The organism is Chrysiogenia bacterium, assembly GCA_020434085.1.
GTDB lineage: Bacteria > JAGRBM01 > JAGRBM01 > JAGRBM01 > JAGRBM01 > JAGRBM01.
The window spans coordinates 1-10,576 of sequence record JAGRBM010000237.1; the positions used below are offsets into that span (position 1 = coordinate 1).

1 protein-coding gene is annotated in these 10,576 nt (G+C 61.4%); it reads left to right on the plus strand.

Going from position 1 to position 10,576, the window contains the following annotated elements; translation table 11 throughout:
* Positions 1–111 precede the first annotated feature (111 nt).
* Positions 112–10,576, plus strand: a 10,465-nt coding sequence (locus KDH09_07825; GenBank protein ID MCB0219585.1) for a PD40 domain-containing protein, incomplete at its 3' end; no start/stop codon positions are given.

The following is a 10,576-nucleotide window of genomic DNA, read 5'->3' on the forward strand; positions in this document are numbered from 1 at the left end:
CGGGTGAGCCTGAACACCGACAGCGCCCAGGGTGATGCAGCCAGCAACATTCCCTTCATTTCAGGAGATGGCCGTTATATCACGTTCCATTCCGCAGCGAGCAATTTGGTGGTGCCCACTGCAAACGGATTCATTGATGTTTTCCGTGCGCCCAACCCGCTGCTTGGGCCGTACCAGCTCGGCTACGATGTCTTCCCGCCGAATATGGTCGATGAAGGCGCGGTCTGGCCGACCTTTACCGTTGAGATCCAGGACCTCGACGGCAACGTCATTCCCAATGCAACCAACTGCGTGACGCTCTCTCTGGATGTCGGTGCCAGCTCCACGCTTCTGGGCACGACCACAAAGTGTGCCGAGAACGGCATCGCGGAATTCACGGACATCAGTTACAACGTCGCCGAACCGATTACGATTGTTCTGACTTCGGGCTCGCTTCAGGAACCGATGCCGCGCTTCGGCCTGACGGTCGATCCGCTGGTGCCGTTCAATCTGGCGTTCACCCATGGTCCGCCCTCTGTCATCAGCGAGTACCAGACCATTCCGGCGATCGTCGTCGAAGTTCAGACGGCAAGCGGAACCCGGATCGGTTCGGACAATGGCACGATCGTGACGCTGTCCGGTCCGGCGGAGTTGCAGGGAACGCTCATGCGGACGGTTGTCGGCGGCGTCGCAGTATTCGACGACCTCGTCTATGTCCCGAGCGCAAAACTGACGGTCGGCACAAGTTTCATGGTGACGGTGGACGATCCCGCGCCCGATATCATGCCTCCCGACCTGAACGCCGACACGGCAACAATCAATGTCGAGCCCACCGTATATTCGGGCATCGAAGTCGCCCTTGCCAGTGTCGACTCGGCTGAGGCGCTGGCCAACAATGCCAGCAACGGTGACGTGAGCCTTTCGGTGGATGGTCGCTTTGTGGCCTTCACCTCGCGGGCGGGCAATCTGGTGGCCGGCGATACCAACGGCGCGATCGATGTGTTTGTGCGCGACCGCTTCAACGGCACGACCGAACGTGTGAGCCTGCCGCCCGCCGGCGGCCAGTTCTCCAACCTGGGGACCGATCCCGGCGCTGAGATTTCGGGCAACGGTCGCTACGTCGTCTTCCGTGACATCACGACGGGCCAGATCTATCGGCGCGACCGCCTGATGGCGGTGACGGAGGCGGTGAGCCTCAACGTCGGTGGCAACAACGTGGCCGGCGTGAGCAAGGCCGATGTATCCTTCGATGGGCGCTACATTGCGTTTGCCGGCGATACCGTGGGCAACGTGTACGTGCGCGACATGTTGCTCGGTGAAACCCAGGAAATGAGTATCACCAATGCCGGTGATCCCGGTGCCTGCGGATGCGGTTCCAGCGACGCGCACGTGCGCATCACGCCCGATGGTCGCCAGGTGGTCTTCAGCAATTCCGACACGAACCTGGTTGCCGGTGCGACCGGCGGTGTGTTCGTTCACGATCGCGACGTCTCGAACGACGGCGTGTTCGATGAACTCGGCGACATCTCGACCACGCTTGTCGTGGGTGACCAGAGCGACGAATTCAGTATCAGTGACGACGGGCGCCACATCGTCTATCTCGATTCCGGAAGCGTCTACATCCTCAACCGTGACATCGGCGATACCGGGCTCTTCGACCAGCCCGGCAACATTGCGCGTATCGATATCAGCGCGCTCATCGGCACGACCGACATGTCGGACTTCGTCCTCTCGGGCGGCGGCCGCTTCCTCGCGTTCGTGACGAATACGAATCTCGATCCGGTCGATCCAATCAACTCCCAGGATATCTATGTCCTCGATCGCGACGTGTCCGAAGACGGCGTGTTCGATGATGCCAGCGATTTCGATGTCGCACTGGCCAGCGTGACCCGGACGGGCGCGCGTCCGGCCACGACGACGCAGGGCAACTTGGCGCCGGCCATTTCTTCGGATGGCCGCTACATCGGTTTTGAGACCGAGGTCGCCACGCTGGTAAGCGGCGACACCAACGGTGTCAGCGATATCGCCGTCGTACCCAACCCGTTGCTTCCGGCGAAGCTGGCCTTTGGCGTGCGTCCGCCGACGACTGTGCCGGAGGGTGTCAACTGGCCGCCCTTTACCGTGGCCGTTCAGAATCCATTCGGAGCCGTTTTGACCGACGAAGTCGCCGATGTCCGCGTCAGTCTGCAGACTGGCACCGGCAACCTGCGTGAGGGCGGTGTCAACTGCCCGGGCGTGGATTGCGCGAAGACTACGGTCGACGGCGTCGCCACCTTCGGCGACATCAGCTACGACACCTTCGAGTCGATCGAGATCAACGTCGATTCGGGCCTTCTTTTCCCGATCCTGCCCCCGCGTCTGGGAACGCAGGTATCCGTCACGGAATGTAATGCGGCGGCGCAGATGAATGCCGCGCAGCTCCAGTTCCGCGCGGGCGATGCGCCCGATCCGATGCAGCAGGCCGGTCAGGTCTGGCAGTCTGTCAGTGCCGGTAACATCGTGGTTGAAATGCTCAACTGCGCGGGGAACCCCGTGTACGACATGGACCGTCCGGTCACCTTCCAGCTCACCAGCGCCAGTGGCACGCTGCTTGGCACCGTTACGCAAACAGCGATCGACAACGCCGGAACCGGCGAAGCCACGTTCGACGATCTGCTCTACAACGTGGCAGAGGACGTCTACTTCAACGTGACCTCTCCGGGTCTGACGCCGATTTTCGGCCAGATGGTGACCGTGGACGTGGGACCGCCGGCACAAATCGTGTTCGGTACACCTCCTTCGGCCAATGGTCTGGTGGGCACGACGCTCGATACCTTCACCGTTGAAGTCCAGGATTCGGTCGGAAACATCATTGAGTCGGCGGCCGACCAAATTGACATCGTCCAGACGAGCCCCGCGTCGCCCAACGGTACGTTTACCGGTTCGACCAGCGTTGTTACGAACATGGGTGTCGCGACCTTCGATGATATTTCCTATACCTATGGCGAGGTGGTGGGCTTCAGTGTGACGCATCCCTCGCTTCCCGACATCACCGGTGTGTCCATCAGCTTCGTCGGTCCGCCGGTCAAGCTGGTGTTCCGCGATGCGCCGCGGGCGCAGGAAATCGTAGGCATTTCCTGGCGCGCCTTTACGGTCGAGGTGCAGGACTTCTTCGGCAACCTGATCCTGGATGCCCAGAACCAGGTGAGCCTGCAACTCGACAGTGGCACCGGACAATTTGATTCCCAGAGCAGCACCGTGCCCCAGGTCGGTATCGCGAATTTCACCAGCGTGCGTTACACGGCAACCGAGCCGATCGAATTCTCCGTGACCGCTCCGGGCCTGATCCCGATTACGGGCGTCATGGTCAACGTGGTCGGTCCGCCGGTTCGCTACCGAATCACGCCGAGTAATCCCTTCCCGCTCACCGAGACCGCGGGTGAGGACTGGACCTCCCTGACAATTCAGCTCGAAGACGCTTCGGGCCAGACCGTGGACGTCATCGAGTCACCCGATTTCCTTCGTGTGGAGCTGTTCGACAATACCGGTGATCTGTTTCTGGACAACAACACAAATGTTGCAAACAGTTTCGAGACTGACTTTGTCGGTGGTTCGGTTGTACTCGACAATCTGAGTTACCGCGTTGCCGAGCGCATCTTCATGCGCCTGACCAGTGTGGTGGGCTCGAGCTCCGGTCAGTTGATTCTCGACAACCTGCCCGTAGATGTGCGTAATGCGCCCGCGCAGGTGATGACAATCGTGCAGCAGCCGCCTGCGGAAACGGCGCGGGGTTCGACCATCGGCGCCATTGGTCTGGAACTGCGCGATCAGTTCAACAATATTGCGATTGACGACAACTCCACCGTTGTCGAGGCGCAGCTTGGGCTGGGCAGTGGATCGCTCATGGGCTCCCTTCTGCGCACGGCGCAGAATGGTTACGTCGTATTCAACGATCTTTCCTACGACGCTGGCGATGTGTTTGACATATCGCTGACGGCCGATAACCCGAGTGTCGGTGCCGTCGTGACACGTTCGAGCCGGTCGACAACTCTCGTCGATCCGGGACTTCAGACATTCGTGTCGAGCTTTACTGCGGTCCAGCCCCAGAGGGATCTCGATAATGACGGCAATCTGGACTACGAAACCGGTGACGGCCTCAGCACGGCGCCGGCACTCTCCGCCGATGGCCGTTTTGTCGCCTTTGAATCCGTGGCGCAGAACATCCTTCTGACCACCAGCGGATTCCGAACGACGATGCTGCACGATTATGCAGTAGATCCCTTCGGTGCCCAGTTCCTCGGCTCCCAGTTCGGCGTGGTTTCGGCCCAGACCGGGTTCAACGTCCGTGGTTCGGGCGCGAACGTCGACCTCTCGGAGGACGGGGGATACATGGCGTTCGAGACCGAGGCGCAACTGACATTTCTCAACTTCTTCGGCACATCGAGTCTGGTTGACACCAATGGCGTCAAAGATATTTACGTCTACGACATCTTTGCCCCCGTCAGTCCGACGGATGTTGCCGGGCAGAGCGTGCTCGCAAGCCGGCGCACCGATGATGCACTGGCAGACGACGAGAGCACCAACCCGGCGCTCTCTCCCGACGGTTCATGGGTTGTCTTCGAGAGCAAGGCAACCAACCTGATGGAGCCGGTCGAGACGGTCATCGGAGTCGGTGACGGTGTGCAGACAGACTTCAGCGGCGCTGTGGTCGGTGTTTCCCCGGTCGATTCCCGGGCTTCCGGCAATGTCTATTTGCGTTATTTCACTGCAAGCGGTGAGTATTCCTGCACGAATCCCGCCTCACTCAGCAGCCTGCTTGAATGCACCGATGGCGGGACTGGCGTATTTGATTTCAACACCGGTACCTTCACTTCGCTCAATCTCGGCGTGCCGCCGCTCGCGGGCGCTGATCTAGAAGCCCGTGTGCAGCCGCTGGACGCAAACGGTTTTGCCGATCTGTATGCGCACGACATGGTCAATGAGCGTACCTTCCGCCTGACCCAGGCCATGGGTGGCGGTGATGCTGACGGTCGCAGCCTCAACCCCCATGTTTCCCTGCGCGGACGCTATGTAGTGTTTGAGTCTGATGCGACCAACCTCGTGCCCAATGACGACGAGGGCAACCGCGACGTCTTCCTTCTTGACCGCGATCCTGACGGCAACGCGGTGCTGGACGAAGGAAACAGCACGGTCACGCGTCTGAGCGCGGAGCCGGCGATGACTGCCAATGGCGGCGACGGCGACAGCTTCAATGCGAAGATCTCCAACGACGGGATGACGGTTGTCTTTGACTCCACTGCAGAGAACCTGGTGGCGGGCGACGCCGGCGACGGCTTTGCCCAGCGTGATGTCTTCATGGTGGATCTGAGCGGTCTGCCCGCATTTACCATCACCCGCGTAAGTGTGAGTACGATGGGCGCGGTTGGTGATGCCGACAGCCTGAAGCCCGATATTTCAGCAAACGGGCGCTACGTCGCCTTCGAGTCGACGGCGACGACCCTCCTCGATGCCGGCGCCGACACCAACGGCGTCAGCGATATCTTCGTCCGGGACCTCGCTTCAGGAATCACCGCGATCGCGAGCCTGGATCGGTCCATGGCGCTCTCGAACGCCGCCAGTACCGACGCCGCGATTTCCCCGAATGGGCGTCGCGTGGCCTATGCTTCGGCCGCGACGAACATTTCCTATGACCAAATTGTCGTTTCGAACAACCTCACATCCATTTTCGACATAAACGGCATCAAGGATGTCTTCTCGTCTCCGAACCCGCTGGGTGGTCCCTACGAGCTTGCGTTCGTTGACGCGCCGGAGGCCAGTTACACCGCCGGCGAGACCTGGACCAGCGGCGGCGGCCCCATCACGGTGCAGCTCCTGGATACGCTGGGTGCGCCTGCTACCGACACGGGGGTTCCCGTTACGATTGCAATCACGAGTGCGCCGATGGGGGCCGGGCCGCTGCTCGGTACGGTTACCCGAACAACCGTCAACGGCGTGGCGACCTTCGATGATCTCTCGTTCGAGACGGCCGGCGCCATTACCGCGCAGGCTTCCTCGAACCTCCTTCTCCCGGTCAGTGCGCCGATTACGATTAACCATGATGCGGCTGTTGCGTTGCGCATGGCTGACATCCCCGAGCCAACTGCGACTGCGGGCGTGAACTGGATCGGCGACGACCTGGGCGGCAATGTGCTGATCGAAGTGATCGATCAGTTCGGCAACCGCGCGACTAGTGACAACGCGACGATGGTGCAGCTCAGCGTTGCGAGCGGCACGGATTCATCCCTCATGGGGACGCGGACGCGCACCGTCGTGGCCGGCCTTGCAAGCTTCGACGACATCAACCACGAACGCGCGGAAACCATTACTGTTGCTTTTGACGATGTGGGCGCCACGCTCGATACTTCTCTGACACAAAACGTATCGGTGGTGGTTGCTCCGGCAGCCCCGGTGCGGGTGGGCTTCTCAGTAGGGGCCATGATTACGCTGCAGAAGGCCGGCGTGCAATGGGATGCGTTCAGCGTTGAAATTCAGGACGCCTTTGGCAATCTGGTGGTCGGTCAGCCCGACACGCTGGTGAGCGTCACGCTTGATTCCGGTATGTGCACAACCGGCGGAATCATTCTGGGCACATCGCAGCGCATTGCCGTCAATGGCATCGCGACGTTCAATAACATCGAGTGCCGAATTGCAGAGACGCTGGTTCTTTCGGCGAATGACATCAGTGGCGGCGGTCTGGCCTCCAGCCTCAGCCCGAACATTGTGGTGGCTCCGAACTCCGCGGCGGGTGTCGTCTACATCACGCCGCCGGCATCGCCGCAGGTCGTGGGTGTTCCCATCGCGCCTGCCATTCAGGTGCAGGCGGTCGATGTATATGGGAACATTGTTCCCGACGCGAACAATCTGGTGGCAACCGGCATTGTTACGGGAACCTCGACTCTTACGGGCACGCTCATTCGGAGCACTGTGGACGGGACGCTTGTTCCCGACGGAACCGCGGAATTCGACGACCTGGTCTATGACATCGCCGAGACGGTGGTGATCGGGACCGAATTCGGTGGCGGCCTTCCTGCAAGCCCCAGCCTGCAGACGACGGTGACGTTCCTGCCTGCCGCGGCCGATCGCCTGTCGATCAGTGCCAATCTACTCGACGACGATGGCCCCGCGAGCCTGCAGACCGCCGGCGTCGCGTGGGACGATCTTGACGATGATATGCACAGCTTTGGCCAGACCGCAACGAAGATCGGCAATCCGATCAGGATCCGGGTTGTGGATGCTTTCGGGAATGTCACGGACCCCGGTCCTGCCAATGTGACGGCATCGATCGATACCGGCGCGGGCGATACCTGCCCTGGCGGGCTTCAGGGAACCCTGACGCAGCCGGTTGTGAATGGCGTTGCAACCTTCGACGACCTCCGCTGCGATACGGTGGGCACTTACGCCATCGATTTCGTGGGTGACGTGGCCCCGATTGATACGAACACCCTTCAGGACATCATGGTGAGCGTGCAGCCCAACCAGGGGGCGCAGGTCGCCTTCGTTCCCAACGAAGGACTTCGCGTTTCGGAAGTCGCCGGGCAGCCCTGGAGCCGTGACGGCACGCCGGGCAACGGCGTGCGCGTGCGCATCCTGGACGCCTATGGGAACCAGACGACCGCAAATTCGTCCTTTATAGTGACCGCGAGCGTCGTGGGTGGGGCAGGCGTCCTGTTTGGTACCCTGACAGCCGATCCGGTGAATGGCTTCGCGGAGTTCGACGACCTTCGTTACAACGTGGCCGAAGACATTCTGGTCAACTTCGCGATTACAACCGGAACCCCGGCCAGCGCGACCCTGACCATTTTGCCGGCCGGGCCCGATCATCTGGCGTTCGCCAAATCGCCGCCCAGTGTAACGCAGCAGAACACGGTGATGAGCTACTTTACCGTGCAGCTCATCGACGAGTTCGACAACCTGATTACGACCGACAGCGCCTCGATGATCGAGCTGACACTCGGCACGGGCACCGGCAACATCTCGGGTACCACGACGCGGCAGCTCGAAGAGGGTGTCGCAACTTTCAACGACATCGTTCACGACACCGTTGAGCAGATCGATCTGCAGTTCCGTGAAACGACCGACAGCATTCCGCCGCTCAATTCCGGTAATATCAACGTGCGCGTGGGCCCCGGCCTGCAGGAAGCCATCGTTAACGCCACCTTCGGCGGCGATTCGGGCAGTGAGTTGCCGTCCATCTCCTATGACGGTCGCTTCACCGCCTTCTCCTCGCTTGCCGGAAACCTGGCAGGCGGAAGCACCTTCCGGGATATATTCGTGCGGGACCGTATCGCGGGTGCGACGGAGCGCATCAACATCCCTGAATTCTTTGTTGCTGATGGATCGAGTACGACGCCTGATATCTCGGCCGACGGCCGGTACGTTGTCTACGAATCCGACGCGACGACCCTGATCGCTGCAAACACCGACACCAACGCACGCCGCGACGTGTTCATTCGTGACCGCGTGCTTGCAACCACCACGCGCGTGAGCCGTTCAACCAATGGCCTGCAGGGCAATGGAGCCAGCCAGGCCGCGAGCGTCTCCGGCGACGGTCGCTACATCGCCTTTGAGTCGTCCTCGACGAACTTCCTTGATCCGATTGAGGGTGTGCTCGCCGTCGGTGACGGCACCACCACTGATTTCGGTGGCAGCGCCAGCGGAGTTTTCCCGGTCATCGTGAAGAACGGCAACGTGCAGCTTCGTTATGAAACCGCCGAAGGCGTGAAGACCTGTACGAACTCGGATGCGGTTGTACTGACCAACATCATCTGTGACGATGGCGGCACCGGCACGTTCGATTTCAATACCGGCATCTTTACCACGCTGGATCTGGGCGTCGCGCCCAGCGCCGCCGCGGACATCGAGTTCGCGCTCAAGCGCCTCGACACCAACAATGCCTGGGACGTTTTCGTCCATGATCAGGTGACGGGCGTGACGCGCCGCATGAGCGTCGTGACGCTCACGGGCGCCGAATCGGCCCTCAACCAGAGCAGCTACGACCCCGACCTCTCGGCCACCGGTCGCTACGTCGCTTTTGAATCCGACGCCGACCTGCTCGGCGGCGCCGATCCCACCGGCCGCGACATCTACGTCGCCGACCGCGACATCGACGGCAACGGCGTCTTCGACGAGACCCCGCCGACCCTGACCCTTGTCAGCTACCAGACCGGCGGCGTGGCCGTGGTGGGCAATGGTGAAAGCATCAACGCCTCGATCAACAGCGACGGCACGCTTGTCGCCTTCGAATCGCTTGCAACCAACCTGCTTGGCGCCGGCGTTGATACCAGTAACGCGCGCGACGTGTTCGTGCGTGATATCGGCGGTATGACGACCACGCGCGTGAGTGTTGCCGAAGACGGTGTGACGGAACTTGCTGGTGCCGCTAGCCGCTGGCCGCAGATCAGCTGGGACGGTCGCTACGTGGTCTTCGAGTCCGATTCGACAGCCATTCCCTTTTCGCCGCCGCTCGATACCAATGTCGCGCGCGACGTGTTCGTTCATGACCGCATGGCCATGGGCGCGACGCGGCACACGACGTTGATTTCCCAGAGCGCCGACGGCGTGCTGGGCTCCAACAACAGCGACCAGCCCTCGCTTTCGGGGGACGGCCGCTACGTGGCCTTCCGCAGCACGGCGACGCAGCTCGTCGCGGGCGATGTGAATGGCGCCGCGGACATCTTTATTGCTCCCAACGACGTGGTCGGTCCCTATGAGCTCGTCGTGACGAACCAGCCCGGTGCTGTCGAAACAGGCGAGGCATTCAGCAACGTCCAGTCGATTACCGTGGAAATCCGCGACATCGATGGCAACCTCGTCACCAACGCCACCAACACGGTGACCATCACCAAGGTGGGCGGTACCGCGCCCGGCGCCATTCTGGGCACGCTCAGCCGCGCTGCGGTTGGCGGCATCGCGACCTTTGATGACCTGCACGTCGACACGATCGGCGACCTGGGCCCGCGCACCATCGACCTCGAAGCCTCAGCGACGCGGCTCATTACCGACGCAGTTCCGGCGATCACCGTGAACCCGGCGCCGGCCGCCGCTCTGGTCTACCTTGAGGCTCCCGATGCCGCGCAGATCGCGGGCGATCCCTGGGTTGGTGACATGGGCGGCGATGTCGTTCTCGAACTCGAGGACGCCTTCGGCAACCGTGCGACGCTGACCAACCTTGACATCAAGATCGCTCCACTTGCCGGTGCGACGGACAATTTCCAGATGGTGGGTGGCTCGGTGGATACGGTGACGAGTGTGGCCGGTCTGGCGACCTTCTCCATGACCAATCCCGGTGACATCAGTTACGACACCGCCGAGACCTTCACCATTGTCTTCGACGATACGGGCTCGACCCTGGACAACAGCGCGGTCAGCGGCCTGAGCGTGACCGTCGGCCATGCCGCACCCGATCGAGTCGTGTTCGGAACGAATCCCAACGGTAACATCGAGACTGCCGGCGCCTCATGGAGCGCATTCACCGCGCGCATTGAGGACCAGTACGGCAACTTGATCAATGATGACAATGCGACCGTCATCGATATCCTGAACGTCAATGGTTCGGTAACCGGCGCGATTACCGTCGGAG